At 71.0% G+C, this 20900-nt stretch carries 19 protein-coding genes; 10 read left to right on the top strand and 9 right to left on the bottom strand.

Annotated elements, in window-relative coordinates:
- Positions 1 to 54 precede the first annotated feature (54 nt).
- Together ACFYQ6_RS00950 and ACFYQ6_RS00945 are read right to left on the bottom strand one after the other, a co-directional pair.
- Positions 55 to 675: a peptidase gene (locus tag ACFYQ6_RS00950; RefSeq protein WP_388759574.1), complete on the bottom strand. Its 621-nt coding sequence runs from the start codon at positions 673 to 675 to the stop codon at positions 55 to 57.
- Positions 672 to 1883, bottom strand: a complete 1212-nt coding sequence (locus tag ACFYQ6_RS00945) for a pyridoxal phosphate-dependent aminotransferase (RefSeq protein ID WP_361583241.1) — start codon at positions 1881 to 1883, stop codon at positions 672 to 674. The genes ACFYQ6_RS00950 and ACFYQ6_RS00945 overlap by 4 nt, the downstream gene beginning before the upstream one ends.
- Positions 1884 to 1969: 86 nt before the next feature.
- On the opposite strand from ACFYQ6_RS00945, the gene ACFYQ6_RS00940 reads away from it, so the two are divergent.
- Entirely contained in the window at positions 1970 to 2677 is a 708-nt protein-coding gene (locus ACFYQ6_RS00940; protein ID WP_361583238.1) for a helix-turn-helix domain-containing protein, read from the top strand.
- 36 nt (positions 2678 to 2713) lie between these two features.
- A complete protein-coding gene (locus ACFYQ6_RS00935; RefSeq protein WP_361583235.1) occupies positions 2714 to 3241 on the top strand; it encodes a cupin domain-containing protein in 528 nt (175 codons plus the stop codon).
- 16 nt (positions 3242 to 3257) lie between these two features.
- Here the strand turns inward: ACFYQ6_RS00935 and ACFYQ6_RS00930 are convergent, their stop codons facing one another.
- Complete coding sequence (locus ACFYQ6_RS00930) at positions 3258 to 3623, bottom strand: nuclear transport factor 2 family protein (protein WP_361583233.1); 366 nt, start codon at positions 3621 to 3623, stop codon at positions 3258 to 3260.
- A gap of 34 nt (positions 3624 to 3657) precedes the next feature.
- Between ACFYQ6_RS00930 and ACFYQ6_RS00925 the strand changes: the two genes are divergently transcribed.
- A complete protein-coding gene (locus ACFYQ6_RS00925) occupies positions 3658 to 4320 on the top strand; it encodes a uridine kinase (protein WP_361583230.1) in 663 nt (220 codons plus the stop codon).
- Between the two features lie 16 nt (positions 4321 to 4336).
- Here ACFYQ6_RS00925 and ACFYQ6_RS00920 read toward each other — a convergent pair whose 3' ends face one another.
- A complete protein-coding gene (locus ACFYQ6_RS00920) occupies positions 4337 to 5230 on the bottom strand; it encodes a PfkB family carbohydrate kinase (RefSeq protein WP_361583227.1) in 894 nt (297 codons plus the stop codon).
- Entirely contained in the window at positions 5227 to 6174 is a 948-nt protein-coding gene (locus ACFYQ6_RS00915) for a pseudouridine-5'-phosphate glycosidase (RefSeq protein WP_361583224.1), read from the bottom strand. The genes ACFYQ6_RS00920 and ACFYQ6_RS00915 overlap by 4 nt, the downstream gene beginning before the upstream one ends.
- A 357-nt stretch (positions 6175 to 6531) precedes the next feature.
- On the opposite strand from ACFYQ6_RS00915, the gene ACFYQ6_RS00910 reads away from it, so the two are divergent.
- Positions 6532 to 7230: a 2-phosphosulfolactate phosphatase gene (locus tag ACFYQ6_RS00910; RefSeq protein ID WP_388759568.1), complete on the top strand. Its 699-nt coding sequence runs from the start codon at positions 6532 to 6534 to the stop codon at positions 7228 to 7230.
- A gap of 170 nt (positions 7231 to 7400) precedes the next feature.
- Here the strand turns inward: ACFYQ6_RS00910 and ACFYQ6_RS00905 are convergent, their stop codons facing one another.
- On the bottom strand, positions 7401 to 7946 hold the full coding sequence (locus tag ACFYQ6_RS00905; RefSeq protein WP_388759566.1) for a methylated-DNA--[protein]-cysteine S-methyltransferase: 546 nt from the start codon (positions 7944 to 7946) through the stop codon (positions 7401 to 7403).
- Between the two features lie 46 nt (positions 7947 to 7992).
- On the bottom strand, positions 7993 to 8865 hold the full coding sequence (locus ACFYQ6_RS00900) for a glycerophosphodiester phosphodiesterase (RefSeq protein WP_388759563.1): 873 nt from the start codon (positions 8863 to 8865) through the stop codon (positions 7993 to 7995).
- A gap of 214 nt (positions 8866 to 9079) precedes the next feature.
- Here ACFYQ6_RS00900 and ACFYQ6_RS00895 point away from each other — a divergent pair, with 214 nt between their 5' ends.
- The 5 genes from ACFYQ6_RS00895 (at position 9080) to ACFYQ6_RS00875 (ending at position 16152) form a co-directional block, all read left to right on the top strand.
- On the top strand, positions 9080 to 9949 hold the full coding sequence (locus tag ACFYQ6_RS00895; protein ID WP_388759560.1) for an MHYT domain-containing protein: 870 nt from the start codon (positions 9080 to 9082) through the stop codon (positions 9947 to 9949).
- A 39-nt stretch (positions 9950 to 9988) separates the two neighbouring features.
- Positions 9989 to 12118, top strand: a complete 2130-nt coding sequence (gene uvrB, locus ACFYQ6_RS00890) for an excinuclease ABC subunit UvrB (protein WP_361583211.1) — start codon at positions 9989 to 9991, stop codon at positions 12116 to 12118.
- Between the two features lie 130 nt (positions 12119 to 12248).
- Positions 12249 to 12827 carry a TerD family protein gene (locus tag ACFYQ6_RS00885; RefSeq protein ID WP_124718298.1) on the top strand — a complete coding sequence of 193 codons (579 nt, stop codon included), beginning with the start codon at positions 12249 to 12251 and terminating at the stop codon, positions 12825 to 12827.
- Between the two features lie 112 nt (positions 12828 to 12939).
- The gene (locus ACFYQ6_RS00880) at positions 12940 to 14877 is read left to right on the top strand and encodes a TerD family protein (protein ID WP_361583209.1); all 1938 of its coding nucleotides are present in this window, start codon (positions 12940 to 12942) and stop codon (positions 14875 to 14877) included.
- Positions 14878 to 15144: 267 nt separating this feature from the next.
- Positions 15145 to 16152, top strand: a complete 1008-nt coding sequence (locus ACFYQ6_RS00875; RefSeq protein WP_361583206.1) for a TerC/Alx family metal homeostasis membrane protein — start codon at positions 15145 to 15147, stop codon at positions 16150 to 16152.
- Positions 16153 to 16218: 66 nt separating this feature from the next.
- Here the strand turns inward: ACFYQ6_RS00875 and ACFYQ6_RS00870 are convergent, their stop codons facing one another.
- On the bottom strand, positions 16219 to 16875 hold the full coding sequence (locus tag ACFYQ6_RS00870) for an MBL fold metallo-hydrolase (RefSeq protein WP_388759555.1): 657 nt from the start codon (positions 16873 to 16875) through the stop codon (positions 16219 to 16221).
- 10 nt (positions 16876 to 16885) lie between these two features.
- Positions 16886 to 17575 carry a maleylpyruvate isomerase family mycothiol-dependent enzyme gene (locus ACFYQ6_RS00865; protein ID WP_388759552.1) on the bottom strand — a complete coding sequence of 230 codons (690 nt, stop codon included), beginning with the start codon at positions 17573 to 17575 and terminating at the stop codon, positions 16886 to 16888.
- Between the two features lie 175 nt (positions 17576 to 17750).
- Here ACFYQ6_RS00865 and uvrA point away from each other — a divergent pair, with 175 nt between their 5' ends.
- A complete protein-coding gene (uvrA, locus tag ACFYQ6_RS00860) occupies positions 17751 to 20768 on the top strand; it encodes an excinuclease ABC subunit UvrA (protein WP_388759550.1) in 3018 nt (1005 codons plus the stop codon).
- The last annotated feature ends 132 nt before the right edge of the window (positions 20769 to 20900 follow it).

Raw genomic sequence — 20900 nt, 5'->3', positions numbered from 1 at the left:
GACGGCGTGACAGGACATCCGGTTCGCGGGCGAACCACCCGTACCGGTGAGTGGTCAGGCGACCGGGCCGGGCAGGGACACCCCGCGCCCCGCGAAGAAGCGCTCGAAGACGGGCACCGGAAGCGTGGCCGCTCGCGTTGCCGCCGTCGTGCCCGACGGGTTGTGGAAGTGCACCCGCTCCCCGTCCGCGGTGCGGGAGGTGAGCAGCACCAGATGGCCGCCGCGGCCGGGAGCGGGGCGGTCGGGGTGCCGGATGCCGTAGTGCACCGAGGCCATCACCGTGCGGCCCTCGTCCAGCAGGCCGAGGACGGCGGCGGGGGAGAGTTCCCGGTGGACGACGGCGTCCAGGCCGTGGACCTCGGAGACGTAACGGGCGAAGGGGGCGTAGACCAGCCCCTTGATCACCCCGTCGGCGTCCTCGGTGTACGCGTCGTACCTCGCCGCGCCGTCCCGCAGGGCGAACAGGGACGGCGCGCCGGTGCCGAGGGCCATCCGCAGACAGGTCATCCCGCACAGGTGCCCCGCCCAGCGCGCGTACTCCGCGGCAGAGGTGGCGCCCGAGTCCGCCCAGCGCGGGTCCTCGGCCGGATCGAGCCCGCCCTCCACGATCGCTCCCACCAGGTCAGGCGAGGCGAACTGGGTGTGGACGGGGAGGCGGCAGGTCCTGCAGGTCACTGGCGGTATCCGTCCAGGAAGCGGCCGATGCGGCTGATCGCCGCGTCCAGGTCGTCCGCGTGCGGCAGGGTCAGGATGCGGAAGTGGTCCGGGCGCGGCCAGTTGAAGCCCGTGCCCTGTACCACCTGGATCTTCTCCCGCAGCAGCAGGTCCAGGACGAAGCGTTCGTCGTCGACGATCGCGTGCACCTTCGGGTCGATGCGGGGGAAGGCGTACAGCGCGCCCTTCGGCTTGACGCAGGACACCCCGGGGATCTCGTTCAGCCGCTCCCAGGCCCGGTTGCGCTGCTCGTGGAGCCTGCCGCCCGGGGCGGTGAGCTCGCGGATCGACTGCCGGCCGCCGAGTGCCGCCTGGATCGCGTACTGGGCGGGGGCGTTGGGGCACAGCCGCATGGAGGCGAGCATGGTGAGCCCCTCCAGATAGCTGCGGGCATGCTGCCGCGGTCCCGACACCACCATCCATCCCGAGCGGAACCCCGCCACCCGGTACGTCTTGGACAACCCGCTGAAGGTGAGGCAGAGCAGGTCCGGAGCCAGGACGCCCACACTGTGGTGCTCGGCGTCGTCGTACAGGATCTGGTCGTAGATCTCGTCGGCGAACACCATCAGGCCGTGCCTGCGGGCCAGGTCCAGCATGCCGTCGAGTACCTCGCGGGAGTAGACCGCGCCCGTCGGGTTGTTCGGGTTGATGATCACCATGGCGCGGGTGCGGTCGGTGATCTTGGAGGCCATGTCGGCGAGGTCCGGATTCCAGTCCGCCCCCTCGTCGCAGGTGTAGTGCACGGCCTTCCCGCCCGCGAGCGTCGTCACGGCGGTCCACAGGGGGTAGTCGGGGCTCGGGATCAGGATCTCGTCCCCGTCCTCCAGAAGTCCCTGCACCGCCATGGAGATCAGCTCGGAGACCCCGTTGCCCAGGAAGACGTCGTCCACGTCGACCTCGGTCATCCCCATCGCCTGGTAGCGCTGGGCGACGGCGCGGCGCGCCGAGAGGATGCCGCGCGAGTCGGTGTAGCCGTGCGCCTGTGGGAGCATCCGGATCATGTCCTGGACGATCTCCTCCGGTGCCTCGAAGCCGAAGAGCGCCGGATTGCCCGTGTTGAGCCGGAGCACGCTGTGCCCCGCCTCCTCGAGCGCGTTGGCCTGCTCGATGACCGGGCCCCGGATCTCGTAACAGACCTCGTTGAGCTTGCTGGACTGCCGGAACTCCATGCGGTGCCTCCCCGACCCGAATTGCGATACTTGGTTTTACCAAGCTCGGGCTTGGAAAGTCCAACAACATGTCTAGACTGCGTCGCATGCCACGTCAGCAGCCCGCACGTCCAGCCCGCCGCAGGAGCTACGACCAGTTCTGCGCCACCGCCCGCGCCCTCGACTCCGTAGGGGACCGCTGGACACTGCTGATCGTCCGTGAACTGCTGGCAGGGCCCCGCCGTTACACGGACCTGCACGCGGATCTGCCCGGAGTCAGCACGGACGTGCTGGCCTCCCGGCTCAAGGACATGGAGCAGAGCGGCCTGGCCGTGCGCCGCCGGCTGCCGCCCCCCGCCGCCGCCTCGGTGTACGAACTGACCGAGCACGGCCGGGGGCTGCTCCCGGTCCTCACGGCGCTCGCCCACTGGGGTGCGCCCGCCCTCGCCGAACGCCGCCCCACGGACGCGGTCAGGGCCCACTGGTTCGCCCTGCCGCTGCTGCGCGCCCTGGACGGCCTCACCGGCGCCGGAGTGATCGAAGTCAGGCTGGCCGAGGGGCAGTTCCATCTGCGTACGGGGAGCGAGGCCACCGCCGGGGAGGTGTACGGCTACGGACCGTCCGGCCACCCCGACGCGTGCCTCGTGCTCGGCACGGAAGCGGCACTCGCCCTCGCGCGCGGCGAGGTCACCCTCGCCGAGGCGGTCGAGGCCGGTCGTGTGGACGTGCTGGGGGAGGGGCCGCTCGCCGGGGAACTCCGCGCGGGCCGACCGTCGTGTCAGCGAGGTGAACCGGGCAACTCGCCGGTAGCGTAAGGGTGTTCATCGTCCCCGGTGCTGAGGGAGTCCTTCATGAGGTTCGGCGGCATGGCCGGCGCGAAGAGCGGCGGGCGCGGGAGGGACGGGCGGAGCGCGGTGCGGTACGGGGTACTGCGCAAGGCGGGGCTCGTGGGTGCCTGTGTGGCCGCGCTGGGGCTGGTGCCCGCGGCGGCGGTCGCCACGCCCGGCAGCGGGGTGAGCGGCACCGTCGTCGCCGTCGGCACCTCGGCGGGCAAGCTCAAGATCAAGCCCCCGAACGGTCCTACGGACGTTACCTTCCGGGAGATCACCGTGCAGCCCGGCGGCTCGACCGGCTGGCACACCCACAGGGGGCAGCTGATCGCCGTCGTCAAGTCCGGCACGCTCACCCGCACTCTCGACGACTGCTCGGTCGAGGTGACTCCCGCCGGGACGTCCTTCATCGAACCGGCCGGGAGCGACCACCGGCACATCGGGCGCAACCTCGGGACGCAACCCGTGGTCCTGTGGGTGACCTATCTGCTCCCCGAGGGCAGCGCACTCTCCGACGACGCCGAGGCGGTGGACTGCCCGGCGGCGTAGTGGAGGAGAGGCCCGGTCAGTCGGCGGGCGTCTCGCCGTACGCGCCGAAGCCCGCCACGACCAGGCCGTCACGGAAGGTCAGCACCTCGCTCACCCGGCCGCCGATCTGGTTGAGGTAGTCGATCACCAGCGCGTCGACGCTCGCCCGCACGTCCATCACCTCGAACCTCAGGTCCGGGATCCGCTCCAGGCCCGCCGCCCAGTACGCGCGCAGGGCTTCCTTGCCGTGCACGGTTCCGGCCGAGTCGCCCGTCAGCCGGGCGATCATGGGCGAACTGAAGGTCACGTCCTCGTGGTAATGCGCGAGGACGCGGTCCAGGTCGTGGGAGTTCCAGTCGTCCTGCCACCGGGCGGCGAACCGGCGGGCGAAGGTGAGATCCATACGCATCATGATGACGCGGGGCGATGATGGATGAGTGCACTTTGAACCCATCACCTGGGACCGGCTGGCCCGCGCCCTCGCCGCCCATGCCGACGGACTCGAACCGGCCGACGGCGGGCCCTGGCTGAAGGTCGGCGTGGACGGCGCTCCCGCCGCCCGCCCCGAGGAGCCCGCCGCGCAGCTCGCCGAGGCGCTGCGCGCCCGCGGGCGCCCCGTCCTCACCGTCTCCACAAGCGGTTTCCTGCGCCCGGCCAGCCTCCGCTACGAGTACGGCAGACACGACCCGGACTCGTACGCCGACAGCTGGTTCGACACCAATGCGCTGTGGCGCGAGGTGTTCCGCCCGCTGGAGGCCGACGGCAGTGGACGCGTGCTGCCCGATCTGTGGAACCCCGTGACGGACCGCGCCACCCGCAGCCCGTACCAGGACCTGCCCCAGGGCGGCGTGCTGATCCTCCACGGGCCGCTGCTCCTCGGCCACTGGTTCCCCTTCGATCTCGGCATCCATCTGAGCCTCTCCCCGGGCGCGCTGCGGCGGCGTACGCAGGAGAGCGAGCGGTGGACGCTGCCCGCCTTCGCGCGCTACGAGGACGAGGTCGGACCCGCGGGACGCGCGGACACGGTGATCCGTGCCGACGACCCGCGCCACCCGGCCTGGACCGGGCTGGGCGCCGCGGGCGACCGTACGGCCGAGTGAGCGGCCGGCGGTCCGGTCACGCCGGGCGGCCCCCGACCGTCGTGACCGCCTCCGCCCCCGTCCGGCAGCCCGCGGCGGCGGCCGTCACCTCGTCCGCGCCGGCGGCCAGAGCGGCGAGGAAACCTCCGGTGAAGGCGTCCCCCGCCCCCGTCGAGTCGACCGGCGCCCGCACCACGGCCGCCGGTACCCGCGCGGTCACCGTGCCACCGGACGCGAGCAGGACGCCCCGGCCCCCGAGCGTGACGGCCACCCGGCCGACGTGGCGGCTCAGCTTGACCGCCGCGTCCGCGGGCTCCGGAAGCCCCGTCAGCTCACGTGCCTCGTCGGCGTTGGGCAGCAGCAGATCCACGCCCTCGACCAGATCGAGGAACGCCCCGGCGCCCAGCCCGGCGAGAAAGCCGGCCGAGGCCGGGTCCACACTCACCGGCACACCCCGTCGCCGCGCCTCCCGCAGCGCGAGCGCCGCCGTCGCCCGGCTCGTCTCGGCGAAGAGGAGGTAGCCGGACAGATGGAGCCGGGCCACGCCGTCGAGCAGCGAGGGTTCCCAGTCGCCGGGGGAGAGGCGCAGGACCGCCCCGCTGTCGGTGAGGAAGGTGCGCTCCGCCGACGGGTCGACCAGCGCCACGACCGTGCCGGTCGGGACCTCCTCGTCGACGGCCAGCACCGGACGCACCCCAGCCCGCAGCAGCGCGTCCCGGTGCCAGTGGGCCGACTCCGCCCCCGCCCTGGCGAGCAGCCGTACGTCCCGCCAGCCCGAACGCACGGCCCAGCAGGCCACGTTGGCCCCCGATCCGCCCGGCAGCGTGGTGATCCGGGCGGGCGTGTCCGTACCGGTGAGCGGTGCCGAGCCGTGCCGGACGACCACGTCGGTGACCACCTCCCCGACCACGAGCAGGGCGCCCCCGCTCAACGGGACGCCGCGACGGTGATCCGCGCGGCCAGCTCCACGTTCCCGCGTACGGCGGCGAGATTGGCCTCCAGCGACGCGCCCCCGGTCTCCGTCATCAGGTACTCCAGGAGGAACGGCGTGACCGCCTGACCCGTGACCCCGCGCTCCCGGCAGGCGGCCAGGGCGCCGGCGAGCACCCGCTCGTGCACGGCGGGGTCCAACTGCTCCTCCTCCGCCACCGGATTGGCGACGATCAGCGCGGCGGGCGGGCCGCCCAGCTCCTCCCGCGCCCGCATCACGTCGGCCACCTCCTGAGGGGTGCGCACCGTCCAGTCGACCGGTTCGCCCGAACTGCTCAGATAGAAGCCGGGGAAGTTCTCCGTGCCGTAGCCGAGCACTCCGACCCCGAGCGTCTCCAGGCGCTGCAGCGTGGCAGGCACGTCCAGGATCGACTTCACGCCCGCGCACACCACCGTGATTCCGGTGCGTGCCAGCAGGCGCAGGTCGGCGGACTCGTCCTGCGTCTGCGTCCACTCCCGGTGTACGCCGCCGAGCCCGCCGGTCGCGAAGACGCCGAGCCCGGCACGCGCGGCGAGGAACGCCGTCGCGGACACGGTGGTGGCCCCGCTCGCCCCGAGCGCGAGGGCCGGCGCGAGATCACGGTGCCCCAGCTTCCGCACGGCCGGGTCCCCGGCGACCCGCTGCAACTGCTGCGGCGTCAGGCCCACATGGGCCCTGCCGTCCAGCACCGCGACGGTCGCGGGGACCGCGCCCGCCTTCCGGGCGATCTCCTCGAGTTCCTGGGCCACCTGGAGGTTGCGGGGGCGAGGGAGGCCGTGGGCGATGATCGTCGACTCCAGGGCCACGACGGGCCGCCGCCCCGCGAGGGCCTCCCGTACCTCCTCGGAGAGCTGGGGTGCGTGGCGGCCGGATTCCTGCGACAGGGGTGCTGGATTCTGAGGCATGCCCCATCCCTGTCGCGGCCACCGGGGCCGCAAACCAGGTCCCGGAGCCTTTCGCCGGGGACCGGCCCGGGCGCGACGGGAAACGTGTCCGGGAGCGGCGCCGTGAGCCCGGCAGCCCGGATCATGGGGCCGAGACCCACCGCGCACTGGTCCCGGCACGGCACGCCGCGTTCCGGCGGCGGCGGACAACGAACGCCCGAAACCGCACCCCCGGCTCGTCCGGGACGAGCGGCCTGACGCCGCGGAGGACGGGGGCCCGGGCCGGTGCGGCGATCCGGAGCCGCGCGTCGCCGCGGGTTCCGGACGGGACGGGCCCGGAAGCATCGGCAGGACGCGGGAGTCCTGCACCATGGTGCGATGGATCATCACTTCGTAGGCATCCCGGAGTTGACCTCCGTCCCCCGTGTCGCTGTCGTCGTCGACGTCATGCGCGCCTTCACCGTGGCCGCCTGGGCCTTCTCGCGTGGCGTGGAGAAGATAGTCCTGGCCTCCACGGAGAGGGAGGCACTCGCCCTGAAGAAGAGCCGGCCGGGCTGGCTGGCCCTGAAGGACGGGGAGCGGGCAGCCGGCTTCGACGCGGTGAACTCACCCGCCCTGCTGAGGTCGTGCGACTTCACGGGCCGCACGCTGGTGCAGAAGACGACGGCGGGGACCGTGGGCGCGCTGGCCGTCGCCGACGCACCGCTGGTCCTGTGCGCGAGCTTCGTGGTGGCCGGCCCGACCGCGCGGTACCTGCGGGCCGACGGCGGGGGCCCCGTCACGTTCGTCGTCACCGGGGAGGACGGCCGCGCCGACGAGGACCTGGCCTGCGCCGAATACATCGGCCGGTCCATGGCCGGAGGCGAGGTCGAGGCGGCACCGTACGTCCACCGTGCGAGGACCTCCCGCGCCGCCGCCGATCTCGCCGCGGGGCGGCGGAGCGGGTACCACCCGGACGACGTCGAGCTCTGCCTGGAGATCGACAGGTTCTCCTTCGCGATGCTGGCCCGCCGGGAGGAGTCGCTGACGGTGCTCCGCCCCGTGACCGTGCCCGGCGCCCCTTCCGGACTCGGCTGAGCCGCTGCCGCGCCGGCACGGCTGGGCCTCTCGTTCGACGGGCCCTGGAAGCCCGGCGGTCCCTCGAAGGCCGACGGGCCACAGAAGCCCGACGGGTCCTGGAAGTCCGGCGGGCCCTCAAGGTCCGACGGGCCACAGAAGCCAGACGGGCCCTGGAAGTCCGGTGAGCTCTAGAAGAGGGGCTGCGGGAGTATCCCCTCCAGCGCCAGCAGTCGGCGCTTCGTCTCCTGCCCGCCGCCGAATCCGCCGAGGCCCCCGTCGCTCTCCACCACCCGGTGGCAGGGCACCACCAGCGGAAGGGGATTGGAGCCCATGGCCGCCCCCACGGCCTGTGCCCCGCCGGGCCGGCCGACCCGGGCGGCCAGGTCCCCGTAGCCCACGACCGTCCCGTACGGCACGCCCGAGGCCAGCTCCCGGAGCACCTCGCGGTTGAAGCCGGAGGTGAGCGACCAGTCCAGGGGCAGTGAGAACTCCCGCAGACCGCCGGCGAAGTACGCGGCGAGCTGGCCGACGGGCCCGGCCAGCCGCGCGGAGTGCGGTGCCTCCACGAGCTCCGCGCCCAGGCGTGTCCGCAGCTGCCCGAGTGCCCGGTCCCGGGCCCTGGGGTGCGCGTGGAAGGCGACGGTCACCAGGCCCGCGCGGGTGGCGGCGAGCAGCAGGGGGCCGATGTCGCTCGGCACGACCGACCATTCCACGACCTGCTCGCCGTTCTCCATGCCACCACCGTACGACCGGCCACCGACAACGCCCCCGGCCCGCGGTTCAGCGAGTGGCGTCGCGGACCACGTCGGGGTAGTTCGTGATGATGCCGTCGACGCCGAAACGGGCCACCTTCACCGCGGCGGCAGCGTCGTTCACCGTCCAGGTGTTCACCCGGAGCGGCTTGCCGTGGGCACCCTTCAGCTTCTGCACCGCCGCGACGTAGTCGCCGTCGATCGAGGTGTACGCCGGATTGATCTGGTCGGTGAACTTCGCGTAGGACGGCAGATCGGCCACCGCCGGGGTGCCCAGGAAGCCCGTGACGACGTCCGGACGCCGGGCGTGGACAGTTTTCACACTCTCTGCACCGAAGCTCTGGATGACCAGCCGCTGCTTGACGTGGGCGCGGTCCAGCCAGCCCCCTTCACGCAGGACGCGCAGGGTCTCCCTCTCGATACCCGGGTAGGTCTCCGGGCTCTTGATCTCCAGCAGCAGCTTCTGGTGGTTGCGCTCGACACGGTGCAGGTACTGCGCCAGCGTCGGCACCCTGGCACCGGCGAAGCGGTCGCCGAACCAGCTGCCCGCGTCCAGCTTCGCGATCTCGGCAGCGGTGAAGTCCTTGACCGCCCAGGGTGCCCGGCCGGGGAAGACCTCTTCGGCGTCGGTGGTCCTGCTCAGCGTGGTGTCGTGCACGACCACCAGCACGCCGTCCTTGGTGAGCTGCACGTCGTTCTCCACCCACGCGATACCGAGGTCGTCGGCCGCGTCCACGGCCGCCAGGGTGTTCTCCGGGGCGTAGGCGGAGGCTCCGCGGTGGGCGTAGACCGCCGGGCCGTCCTGGGCGCCGGAGGCCTGCGCCTGGGTGGCGGGCAGGAGGACGCAGGCGCCGAGCAGGCCGGCGACGGCGGCGGAGGCGGTTGCTGTGCGTGCGGACACGTGTACTCCTCGCATCGGTGTAAGGGCAGGAAGAGACTCTCAGCCGATCCCCAACGGACGGCGGGAGGACGGTGACCATGATGTGAACGGATTGTCGGGTACTTGGGCCCGGCCCGCTCGGGGAGCGGATAAAATGCCGTTCTTATGTTTGCTTGCCGGGCCTTGCCCTTTAGGGTCACCCCCGAACCCGGGCCACCGCGAAGGGCGTACCAGGATGCAGGGCACAGTTGACGGATTCACCTACGGCCTCGTGACGCCGGTCGCGGCGTTCCTCATGGCCTGCCTCGGTGCGGCGCTCGGTCTGCGCTGCACCAACCGGTCCCTGCGCACCAGGGGGGTGTCCAGAGCGGGCTGGCTGGCCCTGGGGGCCACCTCCATCGGTTCCGGCATCTGGACTATGCACTTCATCGCGATGCTGGGCTTCAGCGTCCGCGAGGCCCCCGTCAGCTACGACCGGCCACTCACGATCGCCAGCCTCGCCGTGGCGATCGTGATGGTGGGGATCGGCATCTTCCTCGTCGGCTACCGCGGTGCCACCCCCATGGCGCTGGTAACGGGCGGGACGATCACCGGCCTGGGCGTCGCCTCCATGCACTACCTGGGCATGGCCGGCATGAGCTTCGAGGGGCTGTTCGAATACGACACGCTCACCGTCTCGCTCTCCGTCGTCATCGCCGTCGTGGCCGCCACCGCCGCCCTGTGGGCGACCGTCTCCATCGACGGCTTCCTCCCCAGCCTCGGCGCGAGCGTGGTCATGGGCGTGGCGGTGAGCGGGATGCACTACACCGGGATGGCCGCGCTCCAGGTGCACCTGCATCCCGACGCGGTGCCCGCACCACCCGGCGACGCGCCCGTCTCGCTGCTCCTGCCGATGATGATCGGGCCGGGCTGCTTCCTGCTCCTCGCCGCCGTGGTCGTGACGATCGACCCGCTCGTGGTGACCGCCACCGCCGCGGGCCCCGTGCGGCCGGCCGGCCGTACCCCGGGCCGCGGCGGAAGGGTGACGGCCATCCCCGTGCAGCGCCGGCACACGCCCTACGAAGCGGTCTCCCACCGCGAGTACCGGCAGCAGCGCAACCGCTGATCACCGGCCGTTGTCAGTGGGGGGTCGTACGGTGGGTGCATGCGGCCCGTTTCGAAGATCGAACGTTCGGTGGCGCCTTTCGAGGTCGTCAGTCCCTACCAGCCCAGCGGTGACCAGCCCGCGGCCATCGCCGAGCTGGACCGGCGTATTCGCGCCGGCGAGAAGGACGTCGTCCTGCTCGGCGCGACCGGCACCGGGAAGTCGGCGACGACCGCCTGGATGATCGAGAAGCTGCAGCGCCCCACCCTGGTGATGGCGCCGAACAAGACGCTGGCCGCCCAGCTGGCCAACGAGTTCCGCGAGCTCCTCCCGAACAACGCCGTGGAGTACTTCGTCTCGTACTACGACTACTACCAGCCCGAGGCGTACGTCCCGCAGTCGGACACCTACATCGAGAAGGACTCCTCGATCAACGAGGAGGTCGAGCGGCTGCGGCACTCGGCGACGAACTCCCTGCTCACCCGGCGCGACGTCGTCGTGGTCGCCTCCGTCTCCTGCATCTACGGCCTGGGTACACCGCAGGAGTACGTGGACCGCATGGTCCAGCTCAAGGTCGGCGACGAGATCGACCGGGACCAGCTGCTGCGCCGTTTCGTCGAGATCCAGTACACCCGCAACGACCTGGCGTTCACCCGCGGCACCTTCCGGGTGCGCGGCGACACCATCGAGATCTTCCCGGTGTACGAGGAGCTCGCCGTCCGCATCGAGATGTTCGGTGACGAGATCGAGGCGCTCTCGACCCTCCACCCGCTCACCGGCGAGGTCATCAGCGAGGACTCCTCGCTCCACGTGTTCCCGGCCAGCCACTACGTGGCGGGGCCCGAGCGCATGGAGAAGGCGGTCGGCGGCATCGAGCGGGAGCTGGAGCAGCGCCTGGCCGAGCTGGAGAAGCAGGGCAAGATGCTGGAGGCCCAGCGACTGCGCATGCGCACGACGTACGACATCGAGATGCTCCGCCAGATCGGCACCTGCTCGGGCGTCGAGAACTACTCGATGCACTTCGACGGCCGCTCTCCCGGCACCGCCCCCAACACCCTCCTGGACTACTTCCCCGAGGACTTCCTCCTCGTCCTGGACGAGTCGCACGTCACCGTGCCGCAGATCGGCGCGATGTACGAGGGCGACGCCTCCCGGAAGCGGACCCTCGTGGACCACGGCTTCCGGCTGCCTTCCGCCCTGGACAACCGCCCGCTGAAGTGGGAGGAGTTCCTCGGCAGGATCGGGCAGACGGTCTACCTCTCCGCCACCCCCGGGAAGTACGAGATGTCCCGTGGCGACGGCTTCGTCGAGCAGATCATCCGGCCCACCGGGCTCGTCGACCCCGAGGTCGTCGTCAAGCCGACCGAGGGACAGATCGACGACCTGGTGCACGAGATCCGCAAGCGGACCGAGAAGGACGAGCGCGTCCTCGTCACCACCCTCACCAAGAAGATGTCCGAGGACCTCACGGACTACTTCCTCGAGCTCGGCATCCAGGTCCGCTACCTCCACAGCGACGTGGACACCCTGCGCCGCATCGAGCTGCTGCGCGAGCTGCGCTCCGGGGAGTACGACGTCCTGGTCGGCATCAACCTCCTGCGTGAGGGCCTCGACCTCCCCGAGGTCTCCCTCGTGGCCATCCTCGACGCCGACAAGCAGGGCTTCCTGCGCTCGGGCACCTCGCTGATCCAGACCATCGGACGTGCCGCCCGTAACGTCTCGGGGCAGGTCCACATGTACGCCGACAAGGTCACCCCGGCCATGGCGCAGGCCATCGACGAGACCAACCGCCGCCGCGAGAAGCAGATCGCCTACAACACCGAGCGAGGCGTCGACCCCCAGCCGCTCCGCAAGAAGATCAACGACATCGTCGCCTCCATCGCCCGTGAGGAGGTCGACACCGAGCAGCTGCTCGGCACCGGCTACCGGCAGACCAAGGGAGCCAAGGCGCCGGTGCCCACGCTCGGCACGCAGACCCCGGCCGGCCGCAAGGACAAGGGCCGCAAGGCCGAAGGCGCGGTGGTCACCGACCGCCCCGCGACGGAGCTCGCGGGGATCATCGAGGAGATGACGGACCGCATGCGGGCGGCGGCTGCCGACCTGCAGTTCGAGGTCGCCGCCCGGCTCCGTGACGAGGTCGGGGAGCTGAAGAAGGAGCTGCGTCAGATGAGGGAAGCGGGGCTGGCCTGACCGGTGGGACCCGCAGTGTTGCAGGAACGACACAAAAACGGCCCATCACTGCTTCTCGCCGCCGGGGACTGCGTAGGGTGCGGGGAACCGCACATCGACTGCTGCGGGGCAAGCGGAGAGGGGACAGCGCGTGACGGTCAACATGACCAAGGGCCAGGCCATCAGCCTGCAGAAGAGCGACGGGGGGACCCTGACCGCGGTACGGATGGGGCTCGGCTGGCAGGCGGCCCCGCGCCGCGGGCTGTTCGGCTCGCGTACGCGGGAGATCGACCTGGACGCCTCGGCGGTTCTCTTCGCCGACAAGCAGCCCGTGGACGTCGTGTTCTTCCGCCACCTCGTCAGCGACGACGGCTCGGTCAAGCACACCGGTGACAACCTCGTCGGCGGTGCGGGCTCGGGCGGCGACGACGAGGCGATCCTGGTCGACCTCCAGCGGGTCCCGGTCCACATCGACCAGATCGTCTTCACGGTGAACTCCTTCACCGGACAGACGTTCCAGGAGGTGCAGAACGCCTTCTGCCGCATCGTCGACGAGACCAACGGCCAGGAGCTCGCCCGCTACACGCTGGACGGCGGCGGCCAGTACACGGCGCAGATCATGGCCAAGGTGCACCGCGCGGGCAACGGGTGGCAGATGACCGCCCTGGGCAACCCGGCCAACGGCCGGACGTTCCAGGACCTGATGCCGGCGATCCTGCCGCACCTGTAGACGAGGCGCGGGCGGCACGGCCCGCGGATCCGTACGAGCAGCTCCCGGAGGCACCGCCGCCGGGAGCTGCGCCCATGGCAGGGCTCCAACCGAACGTCGAGGGGACAGGGCAATGACGGCCGAGCTGGTCCGGGGGCAGAACCACACCTTGCCCCAGACCCGACTGGAGATCAGGGTGTCGGCGGGCACACCGGTCGTGGCCGGGGCCACGCTCGGGGACGAGCGGGGCACGGTCCGTGGCGCCGAGTGGATCGCCCATCCCGGATCGCACCGGCTGCCCGGCCTGGAGGTCTCCCGTCAGGCCGCGGCCGACCACCGCCTGGCCGTGGACCTCGACGCCCTGCCCGACGCGGTGCACCGCGTCACCGTGCTCCTCGCCCTGCCGACGGGGGCCGGGCGGCCGGTCAGGTTCGGCGCGGTCGCCGCGCCCTTCGTCGCCGTCACCGGACTCGACGGCACCGAGATCGCCACATTCACCCTGACGGGCCTGGACACCGAGTCCGCCGTGTCGGCGCTGGAGCTGTACCGGCGCCAGGGCGTCTGGAAGGTCCGCGCCGTGGGCCAGGGGTACGCCTCCGGGCTCGCCGAGATGCTCGCCGACCAGGGCGTGGCGGACGCGGCGGAGCTGGCCGCCTCGATACAGCAGGCCGTCGCCTCGGGGCTCGCGCGCTCCGTGGCGCCCCCGCCGCCCCGCGCCCCGGACGGCGAGCGGGTCCGCCACCCGGCGGGCCCCGCGCCGTCCGGAGGCGCCGGACAGCCGCCCGGCCGCCCGGCGCCCGAGCCACTGGGCGACAGCACGCCTCAGCCCCCGGCCACCGCGCCGGGCGGTCCCATCGACTACGCGCACCCCCGGCGCCAGACCTCGGCCCCGCCCCCGCCGCCTCCGGCTGCCCCGCCCTCCGAGCCGGGCCGGCCCGCGCAGCCCGTCGCGGGCGACGCCACCGGCTGGTCCATGGACGAGCGCCTGTACAACCAGGTCTGGGACATGTTCCAGGATCTCGCGCGGGCGGTCGCGGCCTACCGCAGCGCCGTCGACTTCGCCGAGTCCCGGATGGACCAGGAGCTCGACCGGGCCCTCTCCGACCCCCGCAGCCGCATCGGAGGCACGGGCGACCGTGTCCGCGAGGAGGCCAGGGCCAAGCGTGACGATCTGACCGCCAGGGCCCGCGAGGTGCTGGACCGCGACCTCGCCCAGCTGGCCGCCGAGTCCGCCGTCGTGGAGCCCGCCCTCCCCGCCTCCTACGCGGGCTGGGACAACCCCGTCTGGCACGGCTACCGCGTCCCGATGGAGATCCCCATGGCGCTGCGCATCGGCGACCTCCATCTCCCGGAGCGCACCGACCTGCGCATCCCGCTGCTGGTGCGCCTCCCCTTGGAGCGTGGGATCTGGGTCGACAGCGGACGCACGGCTTCGGAGGCCGCCGCGGCGACGGACGGGGACCAGCTGCGCAGGCTGGGTATGGAGACCGCGGTCGCCCTGGCCGCCCGGCTGCTCGCGGTCTACCCGGCGAACGAGTTCTCGGTGCACGTCATCGACCCGGCCGGCTCCGCCGCCGCCGCGCTGTCACCCCTGGTGGATTCCGGGGCCCTGTCCGGTCCGCCCGCCGCCGGGGCCGCCGGCGTGTCCTCGGTCCTCGCCCACCTCACCCGGCGCGTCGATCTGGTGCAGATGGCGCTCCGGGCCGGGGCCGCCGACTCCCTGCCTCCGGACCTCGACCCGGGCGAGCAGCTGCTGATCGTCAACGACTTCCCGCACGGCTTCGACGACCGGGCCGTCACCCAGCTGCGCTATCTGGCCGACGAAGGCCCCTCGGTGGGTGTGCACCTGCTGATGGTCGCCGACCGGGAGGAAGCCCGCGCCTACGGCCCGGTCCTCGACCCCCTGTGGCGCTCCCTGCTGCGGATCACCCCCGTCGCCGACGACCACCTCGCCGACCCGTGGGTGGGACAGGCCTGGACGTACGAACCGCTGAGGGTGCCGCAGGGGAGCCGGGTCCTGGAAGAGGTCCTGGCGCTGGTGGCGGCTGCCCGGCGCGCCGGCTACCGCTGAGAGGGACGACAGCGGGTCAAGTCTGCTCCATATAGCCTCTGACCAGGTATTTTGATCACGCCTTGGCGAGGACTTTACCGTTTCTTGGTGCTTCATGTACTGTTCTTGGTGCGGAGGGGAGTACTCCCGATCGCGGCGTTCCCGTCAGTACGGACTGTGACCGGTCCCGGGGCGTCGGCCCGGCACGCAGCCCGCGTGTCCCGGGTGGAAGAGACCTCCGGCAGCGACGACGCTGATCTATAGCCGTAGCGAACTGCCGGAGGCGCAGTGGACGTTTCATGGACTCTCTGGACGCTGACCATCCTTGGTCTCGTCGCCCTCATCTCCGTCGACTTCTTCATCGGGCGCAAGCCCCATGACGTGTCGACCAAGGAAGCCGGAATCTGGACCATCGTCTGGATCGCACTGGCCGGCCTCTTCGGACTCGGTCTGCTGCTGTTCGGCGAGAGCCAGGCATCGGGCGAGTTCTTCGCCGGATTCATCACCGAGAAGTCGCTCAGTGTCGACAACCTCTTCGTCTTCATCCTGATCATGGCGAAGTTCTCGGTGCCCTCCCATCTGCAGCAGAGGGTTCTGCTCGTGGGTGTGCTGATCGCCCTGGTGCTGCGTGCGATCTTCATCGCCGCCGGTGCCGCGGTCATCGCCAACTTCTCGTGGATCTTCTACATCTTCGGCGCGTTCCTGATCTTCACCGCCTGGAAGCTCATCCAGGAGGCACGGGCCGACGAGGACGAGGACGACTGGGAGGAGAACCGCCTCCTCAAGTCGATCGAGCACCGCTTCGGTGTCGCCGACCGTTACCACGGAACCAAGCTCTTCATCCGGAACAACGGCAAGCGCATCATGACCCCCCTCATGGTGGTCATGCTCGCCATCGGCACCACCGACATCCTGTTCGCGCTGGACTCGATCCCGGCGATCTTCGGCCTGACCCAGGACCCGTACATCGTCTTCACCGCCAACGCCTTCGCCCTGATGGGCCTGCGTCAGCTGTACTTCCTCATCGGCGGTCTGCTGAAGAAGCTGGTCCACCTCAGCTACGGGCTCTCGGTGATCCTCGGGTTCATCGGCGTCAAGCTGGTGCTGCACGCGCTGCACGAGTCCGGGGTGCACGTCCCGGAGATCACCATCGCGTTCTCCCTCTCCTTCATCTGTGCCGTGCTGGTGGTCACCACGATCACGAGCCTCATCGCCAACAAGAAGACGGCGGCGGCCGAGGCCGCGGCGAAGGACGAGCAGAAGGACGACAGCGAGAACGTCGGCGCGGAGAAGTAGCGCAGGACCGACACACACCGACGGCCGGGGCCCCTGGGGGCACCCGGCCGTCAGGCTTTCACCGGCTCACCAGCCGCGTTCGCGCCACTCGGGCAGATGCGGACGCTCGGCGCCGAGCGTGGTGTCGTGGCCGTGGCCCGGGTAGACCCACGTCTCGTCCGGCAGCCGGTCGAAGAGCTTGGTCTCCACGTCGTGCAGCAGACTCGCGAAGGCCTCCGGGTCCTTGTGCGTGTTGCCCACACCGCCGGGGAAGAGGCAGTCCCCGGTGAACAGGTGCGGGGCCCCGTGCGGGTCGTCGTAGACCAGGGCGATGGAGCCCGGGGTGTGACCGGTCAGATGCCTGGCGGTCAGCATGACCTGCCCCACCCGGATCGTGCCGCCGTCCTCGACGAGCTCGTCGGTCGGTACCGGGATGCCCTCGGCGTCGTAGCGCCCGGCGTAGGTCCGCGCGCCGGTGGCCGCCACCACCTCGCCGAGTGCCTGCCAGTGGTCACCGTGCCGGTGCGTCGTGACGACGGACGCGATGCCGTCCTCGCCGATCAGCCGCAGCAGGGTCGCCGCATCCGCCGCCGCGTCGATCAGGAGCTGCTCGCCGGTGGCCCGGCAGCGCAGCAGGTACGCGTTGTTGTTCATCGAACCGACGGCGACCTTGGAGATCATCAGATCCGTCAGCTCGTGCACATCCGCAGGTCCGCCGACCTTGACCGTTCCGCTGTACGTCATGTGACGCAGCCTATAGCGGGGGCAGCGCGGGAAGGCTGCCACGGTCGACGGTGAGCGCGGAGCCGTCACGGCGCCCGCAGAGCCAGCCGAGGATGTCGGTGGCCGTGCCCCGGACGGTGGCCGGCGGGCCGTCGGCGCCGCCGCCCGTCGTCCAGATCCGGCCGTCCTCGGTGACGGCGGTCGTGGGCGGGACGCCGGGGTGCCCGGCGAAACGTTCGGCCAGGAAGTCGTTCTCCCGGGTCACGAACTCGTCCGGCAGGTCCTCCAGCCCGTACCCGGTCCCCAGGTCGACATGGTGCAGCTCGACCTCGACCCAGCGGCGGAAGGGAACCCGGGACGCCGAGTCCGTCACGCCGTTGCGCAGCGTCACCGTGCGCGACCAGTCGGCCGGCTCCGCCGCTGCCGCGAGGAAGGCCGCCCCGCTCTTGCTCAGGTCCGCGAGCTGCTCGGGCAGGAGCCGCGGCGCATCACGCTCGATCTCGTGGTCCCGGGTTTCGCTGCTCGCGTACATGGGGCGCCCCCGGAGAACATTTACGAGGGCGTCGGCGTTACGTGACAGGTGGGCGAGAACATGGCCGCGGCTCCAGCCCGGCAGGAACGACGGCTCTGTGACGGAACCGTCGTCGAATTCGCCCATGGCGCTGAGCAGTCGATCGGTCGCTTCACGTACAGCTTCCAGGTCGCGCGCATGATCAGTCATGGCTCGAGCGTAGCTCTCACCACTCGTTCGGGTGATGCGGTCTGCGGTCGTCCGTAAATCGAATGCGCGTGCTATACGCTCGGAGTCGAAAGCTTCGTACATCGCTGTGGCGCCCCCCATACCCTGGGAGAGGGGCTCAGTTCTCCCACTTCTCTCCAGAAAGGTGCGGACCGGCGTGGCCGACCGTCTCATCGTCCGTGGCGCGCGCGAGCACAACCTGAAGAACGTCTCGCTCGATCTCCCCCGTGACTCCCTCATCGTCTTCACCGGGCTCTCCGGATCGGGCAAGTCCTCGCTCGCGTTCGACACGATCTTCGCCGAGGGGCAGCGGCGCTACGTGGAGTCGCTCTCCTCGTACGCCCGGCAGTTCCTCGGCCAGATGGACAAGCCGGACGTGGACTTCATCGAAGGCCTCTCGCCCGCCGTCTCCATCGACCAGAAGTCGACCTCGCGCAACCCGCGCTCGACGGTCGGCACCATCACCGAGGTCTACGACTACCTCCGGCTGCTCTTCGCCAGGATCGGCAAGCCGCACTGTCCCGAGTGCGCCAGGCCCATCTCGCGGCAGTCGCCGCAGGCCATCGTGGACAAGGTGCTGAACCTGCCCGAGGGCAGTCGTTTCCAGGTGCTCTCGCCGCTGGTGCGCGAGCGCAAGGGAGAGTTCGTCGACCTCTTCGGCGACCTCCAGACCAAGGGCTACAGCAGGGCCCGGGTCGACGGCGAGACGATCCAGCTGTCCGAGCCGCCGAAGCTGAAGAAGCAGGAGAAGCACACCATCGAGGTGGTCATCGACCGCCTCACGGTGAAGGACAGCGCCAAGCGCCGGCTGACCGACTCCGTCGAGACCGCCCTCGGCCTCTCCGGCGGCATGGTCGTGCTCGACTTCGTCGACCTCGACGCGGACGACCCCGAGCGTGAGCGGATGTTCTCCGAGCACCTCTACTGTCCGTACGACGACCTCTCCTTCGAGGAGCTGGAGCCCCGCTCCTTCTCCTTCAACTCCCCGTTCGGCGCCTGCCCCGACTGCACCGGCATCGGCACGCGGATGGAGGTCGACCCGGAGCTGATCGTCCCGGACGAGGACAAGTCCCTCGACGAGGGCGCGATCCACCCCTGGTCGCACGGCCACACCAAGGAGTACTTCGGGCGCCAGATCTCGGCGCTCGCGGATGCCCTCGGCTTCCGCACGGACATCCCCTGGGCGGGACTGCCGCAGCGCGCCAAGAAGGCGCTGCTCCACGGGCACAAGATCCAGACCGAGGTGCGCTACCGCAACAGGTACGGCCGCGAGCGCGCCTACACCACCCCCCGTTTCGAGGGGGCGGCCCAGTACATCAAGCGGCGCCACTCCGAGGCCGAGAGCGACTCCAGCAGGGAGCGCTTCGAGGGATACATGCGCGAGGTGGCCTGCCCGACCTGTGAGGGCACCCGCCTCAAGCCGCTGGTGCTCGCGGTGACGGTGATGGAGAAGTCCATCGCCGAGGTCGCCGCGATGTCGATCAGCGAGTGCGCCGAGTTCCTCGGCCGTCTCAAGCTCAACGCCCGCGACAAGAAGATCGCCGAGCGGGTCCTCAAGGAGGTCAACGAGCGGCTGCGGTTCCTCGTCGACGTCGGTCTCGACTACCTCTCGCTGAACCGGGCCGCGGGCACCCTGTCCGGCGGCGAGGCCCAGCGCATCCGGCTCGCCACCCAGATCGGCTCAGGCCTCGTCGGCGTGCTGTACGTCCTGGACGAGCCGTCCATCGGCCTGCACCAGCGTGACAACCACCGCCTGATCGAGACCCTGGTCCGACTCCGGGACATGGGGAACACCCTCATCGTCGTCGAGCACGACGAGGACACCATCAAGGTCGCGGACTGGGTCGTCGACATCGGCCCCGGTGCCGGTGAGCACGGCGGCAAGGTCGTCCACTCCGGTTCGCTGGAGGAGCTCCTGGCCAACGAGGAGTCGGTCACCGGCCAGTACCTCTCCGGCGCGAGGGCGATCGAGCTGCCGGAGATCCGGCGTCCGGTCGACCCGAAGCGCCTGCTCACCGTGCACGGCGCCCGGGAGAACAACCTCCAGGACATCGACGTCTCCTTCCCGCTCGGTGTGCTCACCGCCGTCACGGGTGTCTCCGGCTCGGGCAAGTCGACCCTGGTCAACGACATCCTCTACACCCACCTGGCGCGGGAGCTCAACGGCGCGAAGTCCGTCCCGGGACGGCACACCAGGGTCGACGGGGACGACCTGGTCGACAAGGTCGTGCATGTCGACCAGTCGCCGATCGGCCGTACCCCGCGGTCCAACCCGGCCACGTACACCGGGGTCTTCGACCACGTCCGCAAGCTGTTCGCCGAGACGATGGAGGCGAAGGTGCGCGGCTATCTGCCGGGCCGCTTCTCCTTCAACGTCAAGGGCGGACGCTGCGAGAACTGCTCGGGCGACGGCACGATCAAGATCGAGATGAACTTCCTGCCCGACGTGTACGTCCCGTGCGAGGTCTGCCACGGTGCGCGCTACAACCGGGAGACGCTGGAGGTCCACTACAAGGGCAAGTCCATCGCCGAGGTGCTGGACATGCCGATCGAGGAGGGCCTGGAGTTCTTCGAGGCCGTCCCGACGATCGCCCGTCACCTCCGCACCCTCAACGAGGTGGGCCTCGGGTACGTCAGGCTCGGCCAGTCCGCGCCCACGCTCTCGGGCGGTGAGGCGCAGCGCGTGAAGCTGGCGAGCGAGCTGCAGAAGCGCTCCACCGGGCGCACGGTCTACGTCCTGGACGAGCCGACGACCGGTCTGCACTTCGAGGACATCAGCAAGCTCATCACGGTGCTCTCGGGCCTTGTCGACAAGGGCAACACGGTGATCGTCATCGAGCACAACCTCGATGTCGTCAAGACCGCCGACTGGGTCGTCGACATGGGTCCGGAGGGCGGCAGCGGGGGCGGTCTCGTCGTCGCCGAGGGCACGCCGGAGCACGTCGCCTCGGTGCCGGCCAGCCACACCGGGAAGTTCCTCCAGGAGATCCTGGGCGCGGAGCGGATCGGTGAGGCGGTGGTGCCTTCGGCCCGTAAGGCACGCAAGGCGCCCGCGAAGAAGACCGTGGCCGCGAAGGCCTCGACGGCCCGCAGGACGGCCACGGCCAGGACCGCCAAGAAGGCGGCAGCCGAGAAGCCCGCGCCCAAGAAGGCCGTCCGCGCGCGGAAGGCCTGACCAGCCGCCGGACGGGGCGGGGGCCCCCGCCCCGGGGGCGGGGGGGGGGGCCCCGGGGGGGGCCCCCCCCCCCGGGGGCGGGGGGCCGGGGGGGGTACGGCCGGAAGCCGGGGGAAAGGCCGGGGAGGGGCC

The sequence above is a fragment of the Streptomyces sp. NPDC005494 genome (assembly GCF_042872025.1).
Classification (GTDB): domain Bacteria; phylum Actinomycetota; class Actinomycetes; order Streptomycetales; family Streptomycetaceae; genus Streptomyces.
The sequence above is the reverse complement of the archived record's forward strand: the minus strand, read 5'-3'. Positions and strand labels throughout refer to the sequence as shown.